Genomic DNA, 22221 nt, shown 5'->3' on the forward strand with positions numbered 1-22221 from the left:
CTGGCGTTGATTTTTGGCACGCTGTTGAGTTCTCAAGGAACGGTCGCTTCCTTTGTACTCACCCTCTCGGGCTTTCCTCCGGGCTTCCCTTCGGTTTTTCCGACTCTATCAGATCTTTTCTCGATCCGATTTCCTCGGTGCTTTCCAGGTTTCCACTCTCGCGGATTCCTTTCCGGCGGTTCCGACTTTATCAGAAGTTCTTGGCCGGTCTGACCGGCCGCTCAATTCTGAGTAATCGGAGGTGGCTTTCGAGAGTGCAGTTAGCGACTTCTCGAGAAGCAGATAGATTCTAGATCGTTGCCGGACCTCTTGTCCAGCTCCAGGCAACTGTGTAAATCTACCTCCCCGCTCCACCCGTGTCAACGGGTCTCGTGGGTGAAGAGGAGACTAGCAGCTCACAGGGGTCGGACGCACATCAGGCAGCCGTCGGGACGGCGGCGCTGCGTTCCGCCTCGTCGACGTCACCCGTCTCGCCGGCACGCACCGCACGGCCTCCAAGGACGTAGACGTACACCAGAAATGCCAGCTCGGCGACTACTCCGATGGTGATCCGGGCCCAGGTGGCCAGGCCGGAAGGGGTGACGAAGCCTTCGACGGCGCCGGAGACGAAAAGGACCAGGGCCAGGCCGATCGCCATGCCCACTGCGGCTCGGCCCTCCTCCGCGAGAGCGTTGCGACGGGTGCGAGGGCCCGGGTCGATGAGGGTCCAGCCCAGGCGCATGCCCGTTCCGGCGGCGACGAAGACCGCGGTCAGTTCGAGCAGGCCGTGCGGGAGGACCAGGCCGAGGAAGGTGTCGAGGCGGCCGGCGGAGGACATCAGGCCGATGCCGACGCCCAGGTTGAGCATGTTCTCGAAGAGGATCCAGAGCACGGGCAGGCCCAGGAAGATGCCCAGGACCAGGCACATCGCCGCGGCACGCGCGTTGTTCGTCCACACCTGGGCGGCGAAGGAGGCCGCGGGGTGGCTCGAGTAGTAGGTCTCGTACTCGCCGCCGGGACGGGTCAGGTCGCGTAGTTGCGCGGGTGCGCCGATGGATGACTGGACATCCGGGTGGGTGCCGATCCACCAGCCCAGGAGGATCGCGATGACGGTGGATATGAGCGCGGTGGGCACCCACCAGTGCCGCGCGCGGTAGACCGCGGCGGGGAAGCCCTGTCCCAGGAAGCGCGTGACATCGCGCCAGGAGGCGCGTCGCGTGCCGGTGACGGCGCCGCGTGCACGGGCCACGAGTTGGCTGAGGCGTCCCGTCAGCTGTGGGTCGGGGGCGCTGGACTGGATGAGGGACAGGTGGGTGGCCGTGCGCTGGTAGAGGGTGACGAGTTCGTCGGCTTCGGCTCCGTTGAGTCGGCGCTGGCGGCGGAGCAGGGCGTCGAGGCGGTCCCATTCGGCACGGTGCGCGGCGACGAAGACGTCCAGGTCCATCGGGTCTGCCTGCTCCTCGGCTGGTCACCGACTGCTCGTCGTGGATGCTCGTGGATGCTCGTGGTGCACGTGGTGCTCGTGGTGCACGTATGCGTGGTCAGCTTGTCGTACTGCGGCGCGATGCCCCCTCAGCTTGGCAGACTTGCGGTTCACGAGGCAGACCAGGGGAAGGGCGGCGGGCGTGAGTGAGCTGGTGACGGGCGAGGCGGTGGCCCTCGAGCTGCGGCCCGCGAAGCTGCCGAGCAGGGCGCTGGCGGTGTTGCTCGACCTGGTCGTGGCCGTCTTCGTGTACGTCGGCGTGACCGCGGTGCTGGTGGCCTCGACCTCCTCCTTGGACGACGCCGCACAGGTGGCGCTGTCGATCGCGACCTTCCTGTTGGTGCTGGTCGGGGGGCCGATCGCGGTGGAGACACTCAGTCATGGGCGTTCGCTGGGGAAGCTGGCGCTCGGGCTGCGGGTCGTGCGGGACGACGGCGGGCCGATCCGGTTCCGGCACGCGTTGGTGCGGGGCGCGATCGGCGTGGTCGAGATCCTGATGACGTTCGGGGTGATCGCCTGCATCGCCTCGCTCGTGTCTGCGCGGGGGCGGCGGCTCGGCGACGTGTTCGCCGGCACCCTGGTCGTACGCGAGCGGATTCCCGCAGGTCGTGCGGGGGCCGTTCCTCCGCCGCCGCCGTGGCTCGCCGGACGGTTCGCCGGGCTGGACCTGTCGACGGTGCCGGACGGGCTGTGGCTTGCGGTCCGGCAGTACCTGACCCGGATGCAGCAGCTCGATCCGCAGGTCTCCTGGGGCATGGCCCAGCAGCTGGCCGGCGACCTCGCGGCTTGTACGGGTGCCCCCGTGCCGCAAGACGTTCATCCGGCTGCCTTCCTGGCGGCCGTGGTGCACGAGCGACGCTCCCGTGAGGCCCGGCAGGCGTTCGGCTCGGGTGCTGCCAGTGCTGACTCGGCCGACTGTCCGGCGCCTGTACCGCAGCCGCCTGCTACGTATCCGTACCAGCCTCAGCCGTATCAGCCGCAGCCCCAGCCTCCCGTCGCCCGGCCGACCCCGCCGCAGGCGGCACCGCCGCGGGACGAGCCGCGGGACGAGCCGCCGGCCGATCACCCGGCCACGGGGTTCGCACCTCCGGCGTGACGGCTGTCGCCGGGTAGGTCAGCCGAACGCGTCGGCCCCGCTCATTCGAACGTCGACGGCGGTGACTGGAGGTCCTCCAGCTCGATCCCGGGCGCGGACAGGACCACGTCGCCGGCGATGTGGACGGTGTGCCGCTCGCCCGTGTCCAGGGCTGTGACCTGGTATTCGTCCACGGTCAGCGGGCCGCTGTCAGTGGCGTGTGCTTCGCTGTTCACCAGGACCCAGGACTGGTCCACCGTGCGAGGGGCGAGGACCGGGTCGGTGAAGGCCACGAGGCGTACGCGGGTCGCGCCGGACGAGGGGGTGAGGCGCAGGAGACGGGTGGTGGCGACGAGGAACGCGGGGGACGTGCCGGTGAAGGCGTGGGCGCGCACATTGCCTTCGGTGGCATGAGTGCCGGCGGGGTCGGTGCGGACCCAGGTGACGCCGTCGAGGGCGGCGCCGCGCACCTGCCAGCTTCCCGCGTGGAGTTCGAGACGGATGGGGCGGCCGAGCTCGTCCAGAGCGAGGTCGACCGAGCCGCGGTGCTCGCCGGCGGGCGTCGTCAGCTGGGAGACGTAGCGCCAGCCGGAGGGGCCGGGGGCGCACTGGAAGTGCTCTTCACCGAGGGGGGTGTGATCGTGCGGATCGTGGAGCGAATAACGGCCGCGGGGCATGGGGGTCCTGGGTTCTGACGGCTGACCGGTCCGGCCAGTGGGCTGCTGCCTGCCGGAGACCGAAGGGGCAGGCCCCCGGCACGGGGGTGCGGGGGCCTGCCTCGGTGGATCTGCGGACCTGCTGCCGGGGAGAGTGCGTCGGTGTACCGGCGCACGCCCCCGGCGGCGGGGCTACGGGATCGCTGGATCAGTAGCGGTAGTGGTCCGACTTGAACGGGCCCTCGACCTCGACGCCGATGTACGCGGCCTGCTCCGGGCGCAGCGTGGTCAGCTTGACGCCGAGCGCGTCCAGGTGGAGGCGGGCGACCTTCTCGTCGAGGTGCTTGGGCAGCACGTAGACGCCGATCGGGTACTCGTCGGGCTTGGTGAACAGCTCGATCTGGGCCAGGGTCTGGTCCGCGAAGGAGTTGGACATCACGAACGAGGGGTGACCGGTGGCGTTGCCCAGGTTCAGCAGGCGGCCCTCGGACAGCACGATGATCTTCTTGCCGTCCTCGAAGGTCCAGGTGTGGACCTGCGGCTTGACCTCGTCCTTCACGATGCCCGGGATCTTCGCCAGGCCGGCCATGTCGATCTCGTTGTCGAAGTGGCCGATGTTGCCGACGATGGCCTGGTGCTTCATCTTCGCCATGTCCGAGGCGAGGATGATGTCCTTGTTGCCGGTGGTGGTGATGAAGATGTCGGCGGTCTCGACGACCTCGTCGAGGGTGGTGACCTGGTAGCCGTCCATCGCCGCCTGCAGTGCGCAGATCGGGTCGATCTCGGTGACGATCACACGGGCGCCCTGGCCGCGCAGGGACTCCGCGCAGCCCTTGCCGACGTCGCCGTAGCCGCAGACGACGGCGGTCTTGCCGCCGATCAGGACATCGGTGGCGCGGTTGATGCCGTCGACCAGGGAGTGGCGGCAGCCGTACTTGTTGTCGAACTTCGACTTGGTGACGGCGTCGTTGACGTTGATCGCCGGGAACAGGAGGTCGCCGTCGCGCTGCATCTCGTACAGGCGGTGGACACCGGTCGTGGTCTCCTCGGTGACACCACGGATCTCGGAGGCCAGCTGGGTCCACTTCTGGGGGTTCTCGCCCAGGGTGCGATGCAGCAGCTGGAGGATGACGCGGTGCTCGTCGGACTCGGCGGTCTCCAGCGCGGGGACCTCACCGGCCTTCTCGTACTCGACGCCCTTGTGGACGAGGAGGGTGGCGTCGCCGCCGTCGTCCAGGATCATGTTCGGGCCGCCGGTCGGGGAGTCCGCCCAGGTCAGCGCCTGCTCCGTGCACCACCAGTACTCCTCCAGCGTCTCGCCCTTCCAGGCGAAGACCGGGATGCCCTGCGGGTTCTCGGGCGTGCCGTTCGGGCCCACCGCGATGGCCGCAGCCGCGTGGTCCTGGGTGGAGAAGATGTTGCAGGACGCCCAGCGCACCTGCGCGCCCAGCGCCGCCAGCGTCTCGATCAGCACGGCCGTCTGGACGGTCATGTGCAGGGAGCCGGTGATACGGGCGCCGGCCAGCGGCTGCGTGGCGGCGTACTCCTTGCGGATCGACATCAGGCCGGGCATCTCGTGCTCGGCGAGGGTGATCTCCTTGCGGCCGAACTCGGCCAGGGAGAGGTCGGCGACCTTGAAGTCCTGTCGGTTGTCGACAGTCGTCATTGCGAGCTGCTCCTCGGGGTTGGGGCGAGGTGGATACGGCTGGTCTGCGCGGCGGCGGACACAGGGGTGCCCCGGAAGGAGCACAGGCATGCCCACGTACGCGCAGCGCAGTCCGTCGGAGGCCCTCTCTCCCTCGGTCGGTCCGCTCCGGGACCGCCCGACCGCCATCAGCAGCGACGTCTGGCTCCGTCCCAAGCTACACCGGTGGACCCGGCCGACCCCAGTCCGTCTCCGAAGCGTTCACTTGGATCACGAGGGAAAGACGAGCCGGGATTCGAGTGCGAACCCGGTTGAGGGCCTGGGGCTCAGTGCCCGGCCGTGGGCGGGGTCGGGCCGCCCGGGGTCGCCTCCGGGTCGGGGCCGCGGCGGGCCTCGGCCTCGCTGTAGATGTCCGGCTCCAGGTAGATGACGCGGGCGATGGGAACGGCGGCGCGGATGCGGGCCTCGGCCGCGTTGATGGCGTTCGCGACCTCGGTGGCCGTGTCGTCGTGCTGGACGGCGATCTTGGCGGCGATGAGCAGTTCCTCGGGGCCGAGGTGGAGCGTGCGCATGTGGATGACGCGAGTGACGGTGTCGCCGTCCACGATCGCGGCCTCGATCTTCTTGACGTCCTCGATGCCCGCGGCCTCGCCGAGCAGCAGCGACTTGGTCTCGGCGGCCAGGACCAGGGCGATGGCGATGAGGAGGACACCGATGCAGACCGTGCCGATGCCGTCCCAGACGCCGTCGCCGGTGATCAGGGCGAGGCCGACTCCGCCGAGGGCGAGGACCAGACCGATCAGGGCGCCGAAGTCCTCCAGGAGGACGACCGGCAGCTCGGGGGCCTTGGCGCGGCGGATGAACTGCGCCCAGGACAGCTTGCCGCGCAGTTCGTTGGACTCCTTGATGGCCGTGCGGAAGGAGAAGCCCTCGGCGATGACCGCGAAGACGAGGACGCTCACCGGCCAGTACCAGTTCTCCAGCTCGTGCGGGTGGCGGATCTTCTCGTAGCCCTCGTAGACGGCGAACATGCCGCCGACCGAGAAGAGCACGATCGAGACGAGGAAGGCGTAGATGAACCGCTCGCGGCCGTAGCCGAACGGGTGTTGCGGGGTGGCCTCGCGCTGCGCGCGCTTGCCGCCGACGAGGAGCAGGAACTGGTTGCCGGAGTCGGCGAGCGAGTGGACGCCCTCGGCGAGCATCGAGGACGAGCCGCTGAACGCGAACGCCACGAACTTCGATGCCGCGATCGCAAGGTTGGCGCCGAGTGCCGCCACGATCGCCTTCGTACCGCCTGACGCGCTCATCTGTCCGCGTTGTCCCTTCGCCTTCGTACGCCTACGCCGCGCCTCTACGGCGCAAGTCCACGCCGTAGATCCACGCCGTGCGGGCGCCCGCCGTCGCCTTTGCCCGCCCTTTGCCGGTGGGTCATTCTTGCAGCACGGGCGGGCGGCGACGCGTCAGGTATCCACAGCCCCGGTCATACGATCACAGTGGCTCGGAAGACGGTGCCCGCGCCGGACACCTCGGCCGTCTCCCCCGCCGGGACGAACACCGACTGCCCGGGGCCCAGTTCGTGCTCGCCCGCGCGGACCGTACCGGCCGTGCACAGCAGGATCTGCGGCGTGTCGCGGGTGAGGTCGTGGCGGGTGCCGCCTTCGGGGAGGACGTAGCGGGAGAGCCGGAACTCGTCGATCGGCGTCTCGTACACCTCCTCGCCGTCCGGGGAGGCCTCGGGGCGCAGCACGCCCGCGTCGCCGGCCTCGAATCGGACGATGCGCAGAAGTTCGGGGACGTCGACGTGCTTGGGGGTCAGGCCGCAGCGCAGGACATTGTCGGAGTTGGCCATGATCTCGACGCCGAGGCCGCTGAGGTAGGCGTGCGGGATGCCGGCTCCGAGGAACAGGGCCTCGCCGGGCTGGAGGCGGACGTGGTTCAGGAGCATGGCCGCGATGACGCCGGGGTCGCCCGGGTAGTGGTGGGCGATGCCGGCGTAGGGGGTGTACTCGCCGCCGAGGCGGGTGCAGGCCGCGGTGGTCTCGGCGACCGTGTGGGCCATCTCCGCGGGGTCGGCGGTGAGGATCGCCGTGAGCAGCTCGCGCAGGGCCGCCTCCTCGGGGTGGGCGTGGAGGAGGTCGACGTACGGCTTGAGGGAGTCGACGCCGAGCCCGGCGAGCAGGTCGGCGGTCTCGGCCGGGTCGCGGAAGCCGCACAGGCCCTCGAACTCGGTGAGGGCGCAGATCAGTTCGGGCTTGTGGTTGGCGTCCTTGTAGTTGCGGTGCGGGGCGTCCACGGCGATGCCGCGCCGCTCCTCGTCGGCGTACCCCTCCCTGGCCTGCTCCAGGTTGGGGTGCACCTGGAGGGAGAGCGGCGCGCCGGCGGCGAGGATCTTCAGGAGGAACGGCAGCCTCGGGCCGAACTTGGCCACCGCACCGGAGCCCAGCTCGCGCTCCGGGCCGGCGTCGATGACCTCGACGAGCGTCCCGCGCGCGGTGCGCGAGGGGGCGCCCGGGTGCGCTCCCATCCACATCTCCGCCTGCGGTTCACCGGTCGGCTCGACGCCGAGCAGGTGCGCGATGGCGGTGGGGGAACCCCAGGCGTAGGGGCGGATGGTGTTGTCGAGGCGGTCCATGTCTTCTCTCTGCTGGTTGTCCTGCGTACGACGTCGGTTCACCGGGTGTACGGCTGCCAGGGAGCGGCCCGCCGGAGTGGCGGGGCGTCATGGTCCAGATCAGGCCCTCGAAGCGAGCGCCAGGTAAACGGCGGCGAAATCCGTGACGGCGATCAGTTCCGCGAGGGTCTCCAGATCGCCGCCGTCCTCCGGCTCGAGTTCGCTGATCGGCGTGTCGTGGGTGAGGGCCAGATCACGGGCGGCGGGGGCGGCCGTGAGGCCGCTGGTCGGGCGGTCGCGGAGCAGCACCACGCGCGCGTGCAGCGCGGGAGCCTCCTCTACGCGGTCGCGGAAGAAGTCGTCGGGGTCGGCGCTGGCGGCGAGCGGGCCGGCCAGCAGGGCGCTGTGCGCGGCGAGCGCTTCGGGCAGTTCGGCGACGAGGGCGGGGCGGCCGGCGAGTTCGGCGAGGGCGTCGGCGAAACGGCGGCCCGCGGGACCGGCAGAGGTGCCTTCCGTCCACAGCACGGGGAGGGCGTCGGCGAGTTCGGCGGCGAGGGTCTTGGCCGGGTTGCTGTACGTCGCGATGGCCGGGCCGCAGCGCTCGGCGATGTGGTCGAGGCGGTCGGCGACCTTCTCCAGGGCCTCGGGCGGGGCGCCGACCAGGCCGACGCGGTCCAGCAGCGCGAGCAGCGGGGTGAGCAGCGCCCAGAAGACGCCCGGGGAGGAGGCGGCGAGCGGCTCCTCCTGGTCGTACGGTGCGGTCGCCATCGGTACGAACAGTCCGTGCGCGCCCTCGATGGCTTCGGCGAGCGGGGTGTGGGCGGGGGCCACGGCGACGACCGAGCAGCCGCGGCGGTAGGCCTGCTCGGCGAGCAGGGAGAGGCTGGGTTCGGTGCCGTCCGGGGTGGCGATCAGCAGCAGGTCCACGGAGCCTGCCCAGCCCGGCAGTTCCCAGCGCAGGGCACCGGCGGCCGGGGCGACACCGGTGGGGGCCAGTCGGGTGACGGGGCTGCCGGGGCCGGCCAGGTTGCCGATGAGGTCGGCGGTGTGGATGGCGGCGGCTCCGGGACCGGCGATCAGGACGGCGCGGGGGCGGCCGTCGGGCTTGAGGTCGCCGATCCCGGCCTCGATGGCGTGCCGGGCCGCGGTGCGGACGCGGGCGCCGGCCTCGGCCGCACCGCGGAGGAGTCCTCGGCGGTCGGCCTCGGCGAGGCCCTCCGGGGTGTCGAGCAGCGATTCGTCCAGCATGGGCGGCAGCCTCCGATCGCCGGGGGTCCTGTGTGGGTGAGTCCTTTGCAGAGGGAGGGTGTGCCTCGTCTGCAGAGGGATGGGCGCCCTGTCGTTACGCCGGGCGGCGGGCCTCGTCCACGAGGAGGACCGGGATGCCGTCGCGGACCGGGTAGGCGAGGCCGCAGTCCTGGCCGGTGCAGATCAGCTCGGTCTCCTGCTCCTTGAGGGGGGCGTGGCAGGCCGGGCAGGCGAGGATCTCCAGAAGGCCGGCTTCGAGCGGCATGAGGTGTCCCTTCGGAGGGCGTGTGTACGACTGTGGATGTGCCTGGTCAGCGTACCGCCGGTGGGCAGGCTGAGGTGGGCTGCCGTGCCGACCGGAGGGCGCTGCCCCCTGGCCCCCCGCCTACGCCCACCCGACACCCGGCTCGGTCGGCCGGAAAGCCCAGGTATGAGCCCCGGGCATCACCCCCGGATGATCGCCAGCGCCTCGTCCCTGATCTTCGTCATCGTCGCCTCGTCCTTCGCCTCCGCGTTCAGGCGCAGCAGCGGCTCCGTGTTGGACGGGCGGACGTTGAACCACCAGTCGGCGGCGGCGACCGTCAGGCCGTCGAGGTCGTCCAGGGTCACGTCGGCGCGGTTCTCGTACGCGGTGCGGATCGCGGCGAGGCGGGCCGTCTGGTCGGCGACCGTGGAGTTGATCTCGCCGGAGCCCGCGTAGCGGTCGTACTGGTCGACCAGGGCGGACAGCGGGCCGTCCTGGCCGCCGAGGGCCGCGAGGACGTGCAGGGCGGCCAGCATGCCCGTGTCGGCGTTCCAGAAGTCCTTGAAGTAGTAGTGGGCCGAGTGCTCGCCGCCGAAGATCGCGCCCGTGCGGGCCATCTCGGCCTTGATGAAGGAGTGGCCGACGCGGGTGCGGACCGGGCTGCCGCCGTTCTCCCGGACGACCTCGGGGACCGTGCGGGACGTGATCAGGTTGTGGATGACCGTGCCCGAGCCGCCGTTGCGGGCCAGTTCGCGGGCGGCTACCAGCGCGGTGATCGCGGACGGGGAGACCGGGTCGCCGTTCTCGTCCACGACGAAGCAGCGGTCGGCGTCGCCGTCGAAGGCGATGCCGAGGTCGGCGCCCTCCGCCGGGACTCGCTTCTGCAGGTCGACGAGGTTCGCCGGGTCGAGCGGGTTGGCCTCGTGGTTCGGGAAGGTGCCGTCCAGCTCGAAGTACATCGGGACGAGAGTCACTGGCAGGCCGGCGAAGACCGTGGGGACCGTGTGGCCGCCCATGCCGTTGCCGGCGTCGACCACGACCTTCAGGGGGCGGACGGCGGTCAGGTCGACGAGGGAGCGGAGGTGCGCCGCGTAATCCTCCAACGTCTCGCGCGTGGTGAGGGTTCCCGGCTCGGCGACCGGCTCGGGGGCGTCCGACTCCAGCCACTTCTCGACCAGTTCGCGGATCTGCGTGAGACCGGTGTCCTGGCCGACGGGGGCGGCGCCCGCGCGGCACAGCTTGATGCCGTTGTACTGCGCCGGGTTGTGGGAGGCCGTGAACATGGCGCCGGGCAGGTTCAGCGCGCCGGAGGCGTAGTAGAGCTGGTCCGTGGAGCACAGGCCGATCTCGGTGACGTCCGCACCGCGGTTCGCCGCGCCGCGCGCGAAGGCGCGGGACAGGCCGGGGGACGAGGGGCGCATGTCGTGGCCGACGACGATGGCCGCCGCGCCGGTCACGTCCGTGAAGGCGGCGCCGAAAAGTTCGGCCAGTGACTCGTCCCACTGGTCCGGGACCACTCCGCGTACGTCGTACGCCTTCACGATCTGCGACAGATCAGCAGACACGGCCAAACCCTCCATGAACGTCCTATGGGTGCCCACAAACTACCCGTCGGGGGTAAGGGTCCGGTGTACGGGCGCCATGGGGTTCGGCGATGGGCAGCGACAAACCGGGCGGCGGGACGGTTCCGTCGCTCAGTTGTCCGGAGAACGCAGGACGCGCAGGTGGCCGCGGCGGGCGACCTCCATGGGGTCCGCGGTGCGCCCTCCGCCGCCGCCCGCCTGGGCCGCGCGCTCCTGGGGGCGGGCCGCCTCGCGCACGGCGTTGGCGAGCGCTTCCAGGTCGTCGCCGCTGGGCCGCGCGGGAGCGGAGCCGTCGAGGAGGCGGACGACCTCCCAGCCGCGCGGGGCGGTCAGGCGCTCGGAGTGCTCGGCGCACAGGTCGTAGCAGTGGGGTTCGGCGTAGGTGGCGAGCGGGCCGAGGACCGCGGTCGAGTCGGCGTAGACGTACGTCAGCGTCGCGACGGCGGGTCGGCCGCAAGCGGTGCGCGAACAGCGACGTACAGGGCTCACGACGTTGGACGGTACCGCACTCTTGAGCGGGCCGCGACGACTCTCCACCAGGTCACTCCACCGTGTCGTACCGTGAGACGCACCACACCCCCCTCCGTACAGGCCTCGTTGACCTGCGAGGACGGGCCCTGACCGGGACTTGCACGGGCCCGCGCCCGGTCATGAGTCGGTACAAACACCGTCAATTGCCTTGAGTTCGGCGGTCTTGGAGGGTTACGGAAACGAGCCGGACCTTGGCTGAAACGGTCAGCCTGAGACATGGCCGAGAATGACGGGTCGCCGTGGCCCGTGACGGGTTGCCGTGTGGAGCCGGGCGGGCGGAGCGTGCGAGGACTACGCTTCACCGGTGATGGACAACCGAGTACCTCCCCCTGCGGTCGGCCCCGGGCCCCGTCGCCGTGATCGCCACGGACGGGGCATGCGCGGGCCGATCGCGCCGCCGCAGGTGCCGCTCGCGGCCAGCAGGGCCGAGGTGTTCGCGGACCTGGTGCAGGACTCCGTGGAGCGCCTCGAACGGCGCTGGCCGCAGCTCGCCGAGATCGACTTCCTCGTGCGGGAGGTGCCCCGGCTGGAGAGGCAGGCCGCGGAGGCGTGGAGCGACGAGGGCGTGCCGCTCGGCGGGGTCGTCCCCGCGCGTGAGGGGCGCCGGGCGCGGGTCGTGGTGTACCGCAGGCCGGTGGAGATCCGCACGAAGGGGCGGGACGAGCGGGCCGCGCTGGTGCACGAAGTCGTCGTGGAGCAGGTCGCCGAACTGCTGGGGCTCACTCCCGAGACCGTGGATCCGCGGTACGGGGAGGACTGAGACCGGGGGCGGGGCCCGGGCGAGTGCCGGTGCCGGCTCCCTGCCCGTCTCCCCCGCCCACCTGTCCTTCCGCGCCGCCCGGTTCGCTACTTCTGCACCACCGACACGTCCTCGTCCGCCTCCGGTACGGCCACCATCCCGCGGTCGTCCGGGAGGGTCTGGATCGTGAAGCCGGGGATGCCGTCCTCGGTGGCCGACAGGGTGCGTGCGGCGTAGACCGGGCCGCCGGAGACGGGCTCCACCGTCAGGGCGTAGGTGCCCTTCACGCCCGACGGGACGGGGGCGGCGATGTCCTGGGAGGTGCCGGACCTGACCGTGAAGGTCTTGGTGACCGGCGAGCCGCCCTCGCTGCCCGCCGAGGCGGTCACCTTGACCGTGGCCGTGCCGGTGGGCGCGGTCAGCGACAGGGTCGTGCCCTTGCCGCTGTTGTCGGCCGACGTCGCGCGCGTGCCGACCGGGGCGGTGGCCGGGATGAACGCCGTCTCCTGGCTCGCTCCCTTGCCGCGCACGACCCGCAGGGCCGCCACGACCGGGACCTCGTGGTCGGTGGGCGTGAGGACCAGGGAGCCCGGCTCGCCCCGGGTGACGTCGCCCAGGTCGGCCGCCGTCGTCATGCCGGACTTGACGTGCAGGGTCTCGTTCCCGGCTGGGGTGATCGAACCGCTGGGCGAGGCCAGGCGGACCTTCAGGTCGGCGTCGTCGCCGCCGGGCGTGAAGGCGATCAGGCGGACGTCGGTGGCGTCCTTCGGGATGCCGGGCAGGACCAGGCTGCCGGCCGGGTCGGCGGACGCGGCCAGCCAGTCGCCGCCGAGCTTGTCGTCCAGAGCCTGTACGGCCGCGCCGACCCGGCCGCTGCGCACGCCGACGTGCACGGTCACGTCGCTCTGCCGCTCGTCGGTGAGCGTGGACAGCAGGATCGGCTTGCTCGCGTGCGGCGGGATCGTGAGGCCGTCGCCGAACGCGGACTTGATCGCGCCGTCCTTGCCGTACAGCTCGACGTCGACGACGGCGGCGGAGTCGTCGGGGTTGGTCAGATGGACGTAGTCGGTGCGGTCGGCCGAGGTGCTGGCACCTGGGAACCAGAACTCGGTGTCCGGGGCGGTGCAGTTGACGCCCTGGAGGCCGCGGCCGGTGCCGGCGGCGATCTCGGTGGTCTCCTGGACCGTCCAGCCGGGCGCGAACTTTCCGTCGGCGGTGCCGACGAGCGCGGGCGCGTCGGCACCGGAGGTGTCACCGGTGACGGGCGTGCCGGGCTCCTTCGGGGTGAGGACGGGGGCGTCCGCCGTCTTCTTGCCGCCCTTGCCGGTCTTCTTACCGTTTTCGCTGCCCTTGCCGTTCGTCCCGTTCGAAGCGCCAGTGCCGTCCGCCGACTGCTCGGGGGCCGCCTGGAGTTCGGCCTTGCCGCCGCTCCCGGTGCCCTTGGTGACGGGCGTGAACGACGTGTATGCGGTGTCGGCGATGTCGGAGATGCTCGGCGCCGGGCACAGCAGGCTGGTGCGCTCCACGGGCAGCTGGGCGGCGGCCTTGGCGGTGTCCGCGCCGGACGCGGACGGCGTGTCGAGCACGGCGAAGGCGGTGACGGCGGCGAGCGCGCTCGTGCCGACGATCAGGGACAGGGTCGTGCGGTTCACTGCTGGCTCCCGTCGGGGCGCTCACTGCCGGTGCCGTGGGGGTGCTGGGCCGGGTCGTACGCCGGGTCGTAGCCCTGCTGGTAGGCCGCGGGGTCGTAGGGCTGCTGCCCGGCCGTACCGCCGTAGGCGTAGGGGTCGTACTGGCCCGCCTGGTAGGAGTCGGGCTGGTAGGCCTGCTGGTCGTAGCCGGCCGTCTGGTACTGGTCGGCGCCCTGGTACTGGTCGGCGCCGTAGCCGGCGTATTCGGCGCCCGCGTAGGACGCGTTGTCCCAGTCGCCGTACGGCTGCTGGTGCGGGACGGCGGCCGGGGCCTCCTCCGGAGGAGGAGGCACGCTGCCGGGGTCGGGCTGTTCCGGACCGGGCTGCTCGGGGTCGGCCGACTCCTCGGCCTGGGCCCGCAGGCGGCGGGCGCGGCGGCCCTCGCCGGAGGTGGCCTGGGCGGGGAGGGGCTGCTCCTCGGGCAGGTCGTCGTCGATGTCGCGGCGGCGGCCGGGCAGTGCGAGGACGACGAGGACGACGGCGAGGGCGCCCTGGGTCCACAGCCAGGCGGTGTGGGCGACCGGGTCGTGGTAGACGACGTCCAGCTTGCCGCCGGTGGCGGGCAGTTGGAAGCCCTGGGCCCAGCCGTCGACCGTGGTGCGGGCAAGCGGCTTGCCGTCCAGGGTGGCCGTCCAGCCGTCGGCTGCGGTGTCGGCCAGGCGCAGGACGCGGCCGTTGGTCCCGGAGGGGATCGTGGCGTGGATCCGGACGGGTCCGGCGGCGACGGGCTGGGGGGTGCCGGAGCCGTCGGCGGCCACGATGGTGGCGCGGGAGACCTGCTGGTCGACGCGCCACAGGGCGCTGCCGCCCTGCTGGCTGAGCCGGGACAGGCCCGGCGTGGCGTCGAGGACGCGGGCGACCTCGCGGGGCGCGCCCTTGTGGACGAGGACGTAGCGGACGGCGAAGCCGCCGAGCTGGTTCGCCTGGTCGGCGCCGGAGCCGGCGACGAGGTTGGCGACGACCTTGTCGAGCTTGGCGTTCTCCCCGTCGGCGGTGGCGAGTTCGGCGTCGCCCATGCGGACGCCGGAGCCGCGGACGAGGGTGTAGCGCACGCGCGCGGTGGAGTCGCTGTCGAGGATCAGGGTGCGGGCCTGGTCACGGGTGCCGGCGTCCTCGGCGACGAACGCGGGCACCTGCACCGGGTCGCGGCGCTCCAGCGGGCCGTCGGCGCCGCCGAGCATCCAGCCGGCGGCGACGAGCGCAGGGCCCGCGGCGGCGGCGAAGGCGATCAGGGCGGCGACCGGCTGGCGCCAGCCGAAGCTCTGCTCGGCCACGCGCGCGCGTGCCCCGTCGGCGCCGAGCGCGGCGGCGGCCAGCAGGGCGATGCCATAGACGAGGGTGGCCGGTCCGGCCCAGGCGGAGTGGTTGGACAGGACGGCGAGGACGAGGCCCACGAGGGCGACCGCCCAGGCGGTCCGGATGCCGAGCCGGCGCTCGGAGCGCAGGAGGGCGGCGAGCGCGGCCAGGACGATGCCGATGAGCATCAGGCCGTGCACTGTGCCGGGCCCGCCGGGGCTGGCGCCGAGCAGGTCGAGCGCGGAGGCGGTCGAGGGGTCGTACTTCAGTCCGGCTTCCTTGAAGAAGCCGGCCGGGAGCAGGGTCAGCGACCACGGGGCGAGGAGCAGCAGCGGGGTGCCGAGCTGGGCGAGGAGGCGCAGGCCGTGGGCGACGGGGTCGCTGCGGCGCAGCACCAGCACACCGACGCCGAGGATCAGCGCGATGGGCCAGACGATCGGCGTGAAGGCGGTGGCGAGGGTCAGCAGCAGCGCGTACGCCCAGGTGGCGCGCCAGCTGCCGCGTGCGCCGGAGCGGTGGGCGAGGCCCGAGGCGGCGACGCCCGCGCGCGCGAGGAGCGGCAGCAGCACGGCGAGGACGGCGGTGCCGATCCGGCCGCCGGCCAGCGCGCCGGTGGCGGCGGGCAGGAAGGCGTAGGCGATGGCCGCCCAGGCGCGCAGCAGGCGCGAGGTGACGAGCGGGCGGGAAGCGAAGTAGGCGGTCAATCCGGCCAGCGGCACCGAGCAGACCAGCAGGACGGTGACCGCGAGCCCGGTGGAGCCGAACAGGATCGAGGCGAGCGCGGCGACGACGGCCAGGTACGGCGGGGCGGACGGGGTGCCGCCCGCGCCCACCGGGTGCCAGGAGTCGGCGTAGCGGGACCACAGCTCGCCGGCGTCGGCCGGGGCGGGCAGCAGGGCTCCGCCCGCGAGCGCGCCGCCGCCGAGCAGGGCGCGGCAGGCGACGAGCGAGATCAGGAGCAGGCCGAGGAAGAGCACCGGGCCGGGCTTGCGGGCGATCCGCTTGAGCCGGGCGAACTGCTCGACCTCCAGGAAGTCGGCGTCGTCGCCGCCGGGCCCGGACTCCACGGCGCCGCCGTGCCGGCCGGCCGAGGAGGTGTCGGGGTCGGAGCCGCCGGTGAAGTTGCCGGCGACCTGTTCCACCGTGGCGCGGATGGTCGCGCCGGGCGGCGGGAAGAGCCTGCGCAGTTCTTCCTTGTCGATCTGGGAGGGGCCGCGCCTGCGCCGGCCGGCGATGATCCGCTCGGGACGCAGCAGGGTGCCCAGCAGGCCGCGGATCTCGTCGACGGCCTGGCCGGGGACCTTGCCGACAAGGTAGGCGAGCGTCCTGAGGAAGGTGCCGAACACGAGCCGCAGCGATACCCAGGGCAGCGCGGCGGCGCGGGTGTTGACGAGGAGGGTGTAGACGGCGCCCGCCTTGTCGACCTTGTGCGGGGAGGCCGCGGTGCGGCCCATGCAGTCGACGGTGCGGCGCTCGCGGGAGGCGGCCTCGGCGTGCCGGACGACGGCGTCGGGGGCGATGAGGACGCGGTGGCCGGCGGTGTGGGCGCGCCAGCACAGGTCGACGTCGTCACGCATGAGGGGCAGCCGGCGGTCGAAGCCGCCGAGCTGTTCGAAGACGTCGCGGCGGACGAGCATGCCGGCGGTGGAGACGGACAGCACGGTACGGACGTGGTCGTGCTGGCCCTGGTCCTGTTCGCGGCGGTCGAGGCCGGTCCAGCGGCGGCCGGAGTTGGCGATGGAGACGCCGACCTCCAGCAGCTGGCGGCGGTCGTACCAGCCGCGCAGCTTGGGTCCGACGACGGCCACGTCGTCGCGGCCCAGTTCGATCTCGTTCTCCACGACGCGCAGCAGTTCGGCGAGGGCGTCGGGTTCGGGGGCGCAGTCGTCGTGCAGCAGCCACAGCCACTGGACCGGCTCGCCGTACGGCAGTTCGGGCAGGTCGTAGGCGTCGTCGCGCCAACTGCGCGTGACGGGGTCCCAGCCGCTGGGGCGCTTGAGGTAGGGCAGGTCGTCCGGGGTGAGGGCGGGCGCGGTGCGGCTCGCCTCCTCGACGGCCTGGCCGAAGCCGGTGCGGCGGGCGAGGTGCAGGACGTTGCCGTCGCCGAGGGCGTCGGTGAGCAGCTGGGCGGAGTCGTCCGCGCTGCCGGTGTCGGCGGCCACCGCGTACTGGACGGGGCGCTCCTGGCCGAGCAGGCCGGCGAGCGCGTCGGGCAGCCAGCGGGCGCCGTCGTGGGAGACGAGGACCGCGGTCACCACATGACGCGGAAACTCAGGTGTGGCAGCTGAGTCTTGGGCTGCCGTATGGCTGTGCACGGACATCGAGGTACGGGCCCCGGTTCGATGGACTGCGGTGGACGCCCGTGCCATCTCGCGCGTCGAGGGGACGTCGAGGGGACAGCGGGGCGTCTCGGACGAGCGACCACACTATCGGCTGCCCATGACGACGGCCCGCCGCCTGTGGATAACCCACATGCGACGGGCCGTTCGCAAGAACTCTGTGTACGTCTGGTCACACGGCGGCCTTCTTCAGGCGCCGGCGTTCACGCTCGGACAGGCCGCCCCAGATGCCGAAGCGCTCGTCGTTGGCGAGGGCGTATTCGAGGCATTCGGAGCGCACCTCGCAGGCGAGGCAGACCTTCTTCGCCTCTCTGGTGGAGCCGCCCTTCTCGGGGAAGAAGGACTCGGGGTCGGTCTGGGCGCACAGCGCGCGCTCCTGCCAGCCGAGTTCCTCGTCCGCGTCGTCGACCAGCAGTTGCTGCACCAGCTCGGTCATGTGCGCCCCTCGTCTGTCTTTCGCGTCCCCGTGCGTAGCCGTTTCCGATTTCGGCTGAACGACACGAGTGAAATTACAAGTGTGCTGCTCCGGGCGAGTCAAGCCGAGATCTGCTATTGGGTCCGTTATTCACTCTGCGGAACCAAGGCCGTGCAGAAAGTGTTCAAATCGCCATAAACCTTGACGCGCAGGTGAGGCCCTGAGGGGCGTCGACCCGTCGGATCCCTGTACGAAGCCGTCCAGATCTCTGTACGAAGAAGGACGTCCCTGTGTTCGATCGCGTTCCGCGAGGCTCACGCGCTCGGATGTGCGCCATGTGACCCGGGGCGCGGATGAACAAACCTTTCCCCTTGGAGATGAACCGGATGAGGTGAAACATGTCCCACATTCCGGACGTCGAGTTGACAGTGCGGGTGTGAACCGGTGTCCTAGGGGGCATGCTCGCGCACTCGGCACTCACCTCGACCCGCACCGCCGGGTCCCTCGGTGCTGCCCAGGGTCGCTGTAGCTGTTGTTGCTGTTCCAGCTGTTGAGCCACACCTGCTCCAGCTGTAGGCCGAGCCCCTGCGCGACTCGGCGTTCGTTTCTCTGACCTTCTTTCACTGAGGAACCACGCACCCTTATGAACAGCGACAACGATCTCCAGATCGCCGGCGACATCCTCGAAGTCCCGCACCTGCTCCAGCCGCCGCGCGAGCACCCGGCCACCGTCGCCGAGTTCGCCGGCCTCGCCCGCTCGATCGCGGCCGACCGCTCCCAGTGGGCGCACCTCGTCCGCTACGACGCCACCACCCGCTGGTACCACCGGCTGCGCACCGGCCCCGGCTACGAGGTGTGGCTGCTGTCCTGGGTGCCGGGGCAGGGCAGCGGGCTGCACGACCACGGCCGCTCCTCCGGTGTCCTCACCGTGCTGGAGGGCACGCTCACCGAGCGCACCGAGCGCACCACGCGCGCGCTCGCGGGAGGCGCCCAGCGGGTGTTCGCGCCCGGGTACGTGCACGAGGTCGTAAACGACACGCTGGAGCCGGCGATCAGCCTGCACGTCTACTTCCCGGGCCTGACCGAGATGCCGATGCTCCCCCAGTCCCGGCTTCGTTCGACCGGGGGGACCCTCGTGGCCCCCGACTGCGAGGCCCGAACGGAGCCGCGTTCCCTCACCGCCTGACGCATTGTCGGACCCGCCTGCAAGACTTGGGCCCATGCGCATTGTGGTTCTGGCAGGCGGCATCGGCGGTGCCCGGTTCCTGCGCGGTCTGAAGCAGGCCGCGCCGGACGCGGACATCACCGTGATCGGCAACACCGGCGACGACATCCACCTCTTCGGGCTGAAGGTCTGCCCGGACCTCGACACGGTGATGTACACGCTCGGCGGCGGCATCAACGAGGAGCAGGGCTGGGGGCGGACCGACGAGAGTTTCCACCTCAAGGAGGAGCTGGCGGCCTACGGCGTCGGCCCGGACTGGTTCGGGCTCGGCGACCGGGACTTCGCCACGCACATCGTGCGGACGCAGATGCTGGGCGCGGGCTTCCCGCTCAGCGCGGTGACGGAAGCGCTGTGCGACCGGTGGCAGCCGGGCGTACGGCTGATCCCCATGACCGACGACCGCGTCGAGACGCACGTGGCCGTCGAGGTCGACGGCGAGCGCAAGGCGGTCCACTTCCAGGAGTACTGGGTACGGCTGCGCGCCTCCGTGCCGGCCGAGGCGGTCGTCCCGGTCGGCGCCGAGCAGGCCAAGCCCGCGCCGGGCGTCCTGGAGGCCATCGCCGAGGCGGACGTCGTCCTCTTCCCGCCGTCCAACCCGGTCGTCTCCATCGGCACGATCCTCGCCGTACCCGGCATCCGGGAGGCGATCGCGGAGGCGGGCGTGCCCGTGGTGGGCCTGTCCCCCATCGTCGGCGACGCACCCGTGCGCGGGATGGCCGACAAGGTGCTCGCCGCGGTCGGCGTTGAGTCCACTGCCGCCGCGGTCGCCGAGCACTACGGCTCGGGCCTGCTGGACGGCTGGCTGGTCGACACGGTGGACGCGGACGCCGTCGCGCGCGTCGAGGCGGACGGGATCCGCTGCAGGGCCGTACCGCTGATGATGACGGACGTGGACGCGACGGCTCAGATGGCACGGGAGGCGCTGGCGCTGGCCGAGGAGGTGCGGGGAGCGTGAGCGAGGCAGCCACCGGCGCGGCGGCGGACGAGCGCCCCGGATACCGGGTCTGGGCCCTGTCCGGGCTCCCCGAGGTGCGGCCGGGCGACGACCTGGCCAAGCTGATCGCCGGCGCCGAACCGGGGCTGGCCGACGGGGACGTGCTGATCGTCACCTCCAAGATCGTGTCCAAGGCCGAGGGCCGGATCGTGGAGGCGGCAGACCGGGAGGCGGCCATCGACGCCGAGACGGTCCGGGTCGTGGCCCGGCGCGGCCCGCTCCGCATCGTGGAGAACCGGCAGGGACTGGTCATGGCCGCCGCCGGGGTCGACGCCTCCAACACCGCCGCCGGGACCGTGCTGTTGCTGCCCGAGGACCCGGACGCGTCCGCGCGTGCGATCCGTGACGGCCTGCGCGACACGCTCCGCGTCAACGTCGGTGTCGTCATCACCGACACCTTCGGGCGGCCCTGGCGCGCGGGGCTCACGGACGTCGCGATCGGCGCCGCCGGGGTGCGCGTGCTGGACGACCTGCGTGGTGGCACGGACGCGCACGGCAACCCGCTGAGTGCGACCGTCGTGGCCACGGCCGACGAACTGGCCGCCGCCGGTGAGCTGGTCAAGGGCAAGGCGGACGGGCGGCCGGTCGCCGTGGTGCGCGGGCTGCCGCACGTGCTGACCCCGGCGGAGGACGACGGCGCCGACACGGGGGCGCGGGCGCTGGTGCGCGACGCGCGCGACGACATGTTCCGGCTCGGCACCTCGGAGGCGGTCCGGGAGGCGGTGACCCTGCGACGCACCGTGCGGGCCTTCACCGACGAGCCCGTGGACCCCGGCGCGGTGCGCCGCGCGGTGGCCGCCGCGGTGACCGCGCCCGCGCCGCACCACACCACCCCGTGGCGGTTCGTCCTGCTGGAGTCGCAGGAGTCGCGCACCCGGCTGCTCGACGCGATGCGCGACGCCTGGATCGCCGACCTGCGCGGGGACGGCAGGAGCGAGGAGTCCATCGCCCGGCGCGTCCGCCGCGGCGACGTCCTGCGCAACGCGCCTTCTCTGGCCGTGCCCTGCCTCGTCATGGACGGCTCGCACCACTACGGGGACGCGCGGCGGGACGGAGCGGAGCGGGAGATGTTCGTGGTCGCCGCCGGCGCGGGCGTGCAGAACTTCCTGGTCGCGCTGGCCGGGGAGCGGCTGGGCTCGGCCTGGGTGTCGTCCACGATGTTCTGCCGGGACGTGGTGCGCGAGGTACTCGATCTGCCCGCGCACTGGGACCCCATGGGCGCGGTGGCGATCGGACACCCGGCGGAGGAGCCGAGACCTCGGCCGGAGCGGGACGCAGGGGGCTTCATCGAGGTGCGGTGAGTTCGCGGTGCCGTGCGCTTCGCGTACGGCACCCGTGCGACCGCCTAGTCTCGTAGGACAGCCCCGGCATTTTTAGGACCTCTCGTGTCAGGACGTTTTCCCCAGCGCCCCACGCTCCCCCACAGCCCGAAAGGCGTGGCAGGTGCCCCCATGCCCGTGCGCGGTGGCCATGTCGGCGTGCCCGGCGGCGGGGTGCCACGGCAGGCGGCGTCCCCTGCGCGGGTGCGCCGGTGGAGGCCGGACGGGCCGCTCGACCTCGGCCTGGTCCTCGGCCCGCTGCGGCGCGGGCCCGCCGACCCGACGTTCCGGGCCCAGCGGGACGGCTCCGTGTGGCGGGCCAGCCGTACGCCCGCCGGGCCGGGGACGCTGCGGGTGTGCGCGTACGGCGGTGAGGTGCGCGCGCAGGCGTGGGGGCCCGGAGCCGACTGGCTGCTGGAGCAGCTCCCGGAGCTGCTCGGTGCGGCCGACGACCCGGACGCGTTCGAGCCCCGGCACCGGGTGGTGGCCCTCGCGCGGCACCGGCGGCCGGGGCTGCGGCTGACGCGGACCGGGCTGGTGATGGAGTCGCTGATCCCGTCGGTCCTGGAGCAGAAGGTCACGACCGACGAGGCGTACCGGGCGTGGCGGCTGCTGGTACGGAAGTTCGGGGAGCCGGCGCCGGGGCCCGCGGGCGCGGGCGAGCGGCCGATGTTCGTGATGCCGGCGCCGCGGACCTGGGCGCTGATTCCCTCCTGGGAGTGGCACCGGGCGGGGGTCGACGACAAGCGGGCCTCGACGATTCTGCGGGCCGTACGGGTCGCTGCGCGGCTGGAGCAGGCCGTGGGGATGCCGGCGCCTGAGGCCCAGGCGCGGTTGGAGGTCGTACCGGGGATCGGGCCGTGGACATCGGCGGAGGTCGTGCAGCGGAGCCTGGGGGCGGCGGACGCGGTGACCGTGGGGGATCTGCATCTGCCGGGGATCGTGGGGTGGGCGTTGGCGGGGGATCGGGATGCCGACGATGCGGAGATGCTGCGCTTGCTTGAGCCGTATGCCGGGCAGCGGCATCGGGCGGCTCGGTTGATCCTGCTGAGCGGGCGCGTGCCGGCTCGGCGGGTACCGAAGATGCCGAAGGTGGACATCGGGTTGCTCTGACGTGCCGTCGGCTGCAGCTGAGGCCGGGCGTCTCG

Annotated in this window: 19 protein-coding genes; 7 read left to right on the top strand and 12 right to left on the bottom strand. The window is 72.2% G+C overall.

Features of this window, described 5'->3' with window-relative positions; genetic code table 11:
• Nucleotides 1-213, top strand: a 213-nt coding sequence (locus ACWD3E_RS13315; protein WP_451387677.1) for a hypothetical protein, incomplete at its 5' end; no start/stop codon positions are given.
• A 202-nt stretch (nt 214-415) separates the two neighbouring features.
• Here ACWD3E_RS13315 and ACWD3E_RS13320 read toward each other — a convergent pair.
• Nucleotides 416-1423 (bottom strand): stage II sporulation protein M, encoded by a 1008-nt coding sequence (locus ACWD3E_RS13320; RefSeq protein WP_451387678.1) that lies wholly within the window; start codon nt 1421-1423, stop codon nt 416-418.
• A 181-nt stretch (nt 1424-1604) separates the two neighbouring features.
• Between ACWD3E_RS13320 and ACWD3E_RS13325 the strand changes: the two genes are divergently transcribed.
• Nucleotides 1605-2558 (top strand): RDD family protein, encoded by a 954-nt coding sequence (locus tag ACWD3E_RS13325; protein ID WP_451387679.1) that lies wholly within the window; start codon nt 1605-1607, stop codon nt 2556-2558.
• A gap of 41 nt (nt 2559-2599) precedes the next feature.
• On the opposite strand, the gene ACWD3E_RS13330 is transcribed toward ACWD3E_RS13325, so the two are convergent.
• The 8 genes from ACWD3E_RS13330 to ACWD3E_RS13365 all read right to left on the bottom strand — a co-directional run bounded on the left by ACWD3E_RS13330 (nt 2600) and on the right by ACWD3E_RS13365 (nt 11061).
• Nucleotides 2600-3214: a hypothetical protein gene (locus ACWD3E_RS13330; RefSeq protein ID WP_451387680.1), complete on the bottom strand. Its 615-nt coding sequence runs from the start codon at nt 3212-3214 to the stop codon at nt 2600-2602.
• A 187-nt stretch (nt 3215-3401) separates the two neighbouring features.
• The gene (gene ahcY, locus ACWD3E_RS13335; protein ID WP_451387681.1) at nt 3402-4859 is read right to left on the bottom strand and encodes an adenosylhomocysteinase; all 1458 of its coding nucleotides are present in this window, start codon (nt 4857-4859) and stop codon (nt 3402-3404) included.
• 305 nt (nt 4860-5164) lie between these two features.
• On the bottom strand, nt 5165-6145 hold the full coding sequence (locus ACWD3E_RS13340; RefSeq protein WP_451387682.1) for a cation diffusion facilitator family transporter: 981 nt from the start codon (nt 6143-6145) through the stop codon (nt 5165-5167).
• Between the two features lie 173 nt (nt 6146-6318).
• Complete coding sequence (manA, locus tag ACWD3E_RS13345) at nt 6319-7470, bottom strand: mannose-6-phosphate isomerase, class I (protein ID WP_451387683.1); 1152 nt, start codon at nt 7468-7470, stop codon at nt 6319-6321.
• A 99-nt stretch (nt 7471-7569) separates the two neighbouring features.
• Complete coding sequence (locus ACWD3E_RS13350; RefSeq protein ID WP_451387684.1) at nt 7570-8697, bottom strand: SIS domain-containing protein; 1128 nt, start codon at nt 8695-8697, stop codon at nt 7570-7572.
• 94 nt (nt 8698-8791) lie between these two features.
• Nucleotides 8792-8962, bottom strand: coding sequence for a Trm112 family protein (locus tag ACWD3E_RS13355; protein ID WP_133928598.1), 171 nt, complete (start codon nt 8960-8962; stop codon nt 8792-8794).
• Between the two features lie 179 nt (nt 8963-9141).
• Entirely contained in the window at nt 9142-10506 is a 1365-nt protein-coding gene (locus ACWD3E_RS13360) for a phosphomannomutase/phosphoglucomutase (RefSeq protein ID WP_451387685.1), read from the bottom strand.
• Between the two features lie 129 nt (nt 10507-10635).
• A complete protein-coding gene (locus ACWD3E_RS13365; protein WP_451387686.1) occupies nt 10636-11061 on the bottom strand; it encodes a DUF3499 domain-containing protein in 426 nt (141 codons plus the stop codon).
• 301 nt (nt 11062-11362) lie between these two features.
• Between ACWD3E_RS13365 and ACWD3E_RS13370 the strand changes: the two genes are divergently transcribed.
• Entirely contained in the window at nt 11363-11815 is a 453-nt protein-coding gene (locus ACWD3E_RS13370; protein WP_451388131.1) for a metallopeptidase family protein, read from the top strand.
• A gap of 86 nt (nt 11816-11901) precedes the next feature.
• Here the strand turns inward: ACWD3E_RS13370 and ACWD3E_RS13375 are convergent, their stop codons facing one another.
• From ACWD3E_RS13375 to ACWD3E_RS13385, 3 genes are all read right to left on the bottom strand, one after another.
• On the bottom strand, nt 11902-13446 hold the full coding sequence (locus tag ACWD3E_RS13375) for a DUF5719 family protein (protein ID WP_451387687.1): 1545 nt from the start codon (nt 13444-13446) through the stop codon (nt 11902-11904).
• Nucleotides 13443-17102 (bottom strand): glycosyltransferase, encoded by a 3660-nt coding sequence (locus ACWD3E_RS13380; protein WP_451387688.1) that lies wholly within the window; start codon nt 17100-17102, stop codon nt 13443-13445. Before ACWD3E_RS13380 ends, ACWD3E_RS13375 begins: the two co-directional genes overlap by 4 nt.
• A gap of 190 nt (nt 17103-17292) precedes the next feature.
• Nucleotides 17293-17556 carry a WhiB family transcriptional regulator gene (locus tag ACWD3E_RS13385; RefSeq protein WP_003975777.1) on the bottom strand — a complete coding sequence of 88 codons (264 nt, stop codon included), beginning with the start codon at nt 17554-17556 and terminating at the stop codon, nt 17293-17295.
• A gap of 622 nt (nt 17557-18178) precedes the next feature.
• Here ACWD3E_RS13385 and ACWD3E_RS13390 point away from each other — a divergent pair.
• The 4 genes from ACWD3E_RS13390 (at nt 18179) to ACWD3E_RS13405 (ending at nt 22186) form a co-directional block, all read left to right on the top strand.
• Nucleotides 18179-18721 carry a cysteine dioxygenase gene (locus ACWD3E_RS13390; RefSeq protein ID WP_451387689.1) on the top strand — a complete coding sequence of 181 codons (543 nt, stop codon included), beginning with the start codon at nt 18179-18181 and terminating at the stop codon, nt 18719-18721.
• Between the two features lie 34 nt (nt 18722-18755).
• A complete protein-coding gene (cofD, locus tag ACWD3E_RS13395; protein ID WP_451387690.1) occupies nt 18756-19715 on the top strand; it encodes a 2-phospho-L-lactate transferase in 960 nt (319 codons plus the stop codon).
• Nucleotides 19712-21055: a coenzyme F420-0:L-glutamate ligase gene (locus ACWD3E_RS13400; RefSeq protein ID WP_451387691.1), complete on the top strand. Its 1344-nt coding sequence runs from the start codon at nt 19712-19714 to the stop codon at nt 21053-21055. Before cofD ends, ACWD3E_RS13400 begins: the two co-directional genes overlap by 4 nt.
• An 84-nt stretch (nt 21056-21139) precedes the next feature.
• Nucleotides 21140-22186, top strand: a complete 1047-nt coding sequence (locus ACWD3E_RS13405) for a DNA-3-methyladenine glycosylase family protein (RefSeq protein ID WP_451387692.1) — start codon at nt 21140-21142, stop codon at nt 22184-22186.
• Nucleotides 22187-22221 lie beyond the last annotated feature (35 nt).

The sequence above is a fragment of the Streptomyces sp. NPDC002676 genome (assembly GCF_053592455.1).

Coding starts and splice junctions, on each gene's coding strand:
- ACWD3E_RS13320 (WP_451387678.1), bottom strand. CDS start 1,423: ATGGACCTGGACGTCTTCGTCGCCGCGCACCGTGCCGAATGGGACCGC.
- ACWD3E_RS13330 (WP_451387680.1), bottom strand. CDS start 3,214: ATGCCCCGCGGCCGTTATTCGCTCCACGATCCGCACGATCACACCCCC.
- ahcY (WP_451387681.1), bottom strand. CDS start 4,859: ATGACGACTGTCGACAACCGACAGGACTTCAAGGTCGCCGACCTCTCC.
- ACWD3E_RS13340 (WP_451387682.1), bottom strand. CDS start 6,145: ATGAGCGCGTCAGGCGGTACGAAGGCGATCGTGGCGGCACTCGGCGCC.
- manA (WP_451387683.1), bottom strand. CDS start 7,470: ATGGACCGCCTCGACAACACCATCCGCCCCTACGCCTGGGGTTCCCCC.
- ACWD3E_RS13350 (WP_451387684.1), bottom strand. CDS start 8,697: ATGCTGGACGAATCGCTGCTCGACACCCCGGAGGGCCTCGCCGAGGCC.
- ACWD3E_RS13355 (WP_133928598.1), bottom strand. CDS start 8,962: ATGCCGCTCGAAGCCGGCCTTCTGGAGATCCTCGCCTGCCCGGCCTGC.
- ACWD3E_RS13370 (WP_451388131.1), top strand. CDS start 11,363: ATGGACAACCGAGTACCTCCCCCTGCGGTCGGCCCCGGGCCCCGTCGC.
- ACWD3E_RS13380 (WP_451387688.1), bottom strand. CDS start 17,102: ATGTCCGTGCACAGCCATACGGCAGCCCAAGACTCAGCTGCCACACCT.
- ACWD3E_RS13385 (WP_003975777.1), bottom strand. CDS start 17,556: ATGACCGAGCTGGTGCAGCAACTGCTGGTCGACGACGCGGACGAGGAA.
- ACWD3E_RS13390 (WP_451387689.1), top strand. CDS start 18,179: ATGAACAGCGACAACGATCTCCAGATCGCCGGCGACATCCTCGAAGTC.
- cofD (WP_451387690.1), top strand. CDS start 18,756: ATGCGCATTGTGGTTCTGGCAGGCGGCATCGGCGGTGCCCGGTTCCTG.